Source organism: Streptomyces flavofungini, from assembly GCF_041028215.1.
Lineage (GTDB): Bacteria > Actinomycetota > Actinomycetes > Streptomycetales > Streptomycetaceae > Streptomyces > Streptomyces flavofungini_B.
This window is the reverse complement of record NZ_JASKYR010001431.1, coordinates 1-631: the sequence shown is the minus strand read 5'-3', so window position 1 is coordinate 631 and position 631 is coordinate 1. Positions and strand designations below refer to the sequence as shown.

The window sequence follows — 631 nt, the reverse complement described above, 5'->3', positions numbered from 1 at the left end:
GTGCTGTGGGAGGGGTGGGGTGAGGGTCCAGGAGCGGCGCGGGCGCGGTCATCAGGTCCTTGCTCCGATCCTGATCTCATAGCGGAGGCGTTGGCGGTGGGCGGGCATCACCATCATGTCGACCTGGATCGGCCGGTCGTCGCGGTCCAGGGTGACCCGGCTCAGCCGTAGGACCGGCGTGCCCTCGCCGAGCCGCAGGACTTCCCGCTCGGCGGCGTCTGGCAGGTCGGCGGTGACGTCTTCGCGGACACGTACGCCGATGTGGCCCAGCTCGGCGAGGAGCGTCACGGCGCCGCCGCGGATCTTGCCTGTCTCCGCGAGACGGGTGCCGAGGGCGATCTCGGCGGGGTAGTAGGTGTCCGTCAACTCGCACGGCTCGTCGTCGAGTTCGATGACGCGGCGGCGTACGACGACGCTGTCGCCGGTGGCGGTGCCGAGCAGCGCGGCCACCTCGGCCGGAGCGGGCGTCTCACCGGCGTGCACGATGCGCTGACCGCCCTTCCCGCCCCGGGCGGCGGCCTCAGCACCCCAGGCGTCGGCCTGCCCTTTCCCGCGAGGCGTCAGATAGGGCATGGAGGTACTGACCCAGGTGCTGTCGCTGTCGCTCACGGGGGGGGGGGCGGTGCGGTGC

Annotated in this window: 1 protein-coding gene; it reads right to left on the bottom strand. The window is 72.4% G+C overall.

Annotation, left to right across the window (positions count from 1 at the left end; all coding sequences use genetic code 11):
* Positions 1 to 51 precede the first annotated feature (51 nt).
* Positions 52 to 573, bottom strand: coding sequence for a GntR family transcriptional regulator (locus AB8Z36_RS41505; protein ID WP_369218495.1), 522 nt, complete (start codon positions 571 to 573; stop codon positions 52 to 54).
* Positions 574 to 631 lie beyond the last annotated feature (58 nt).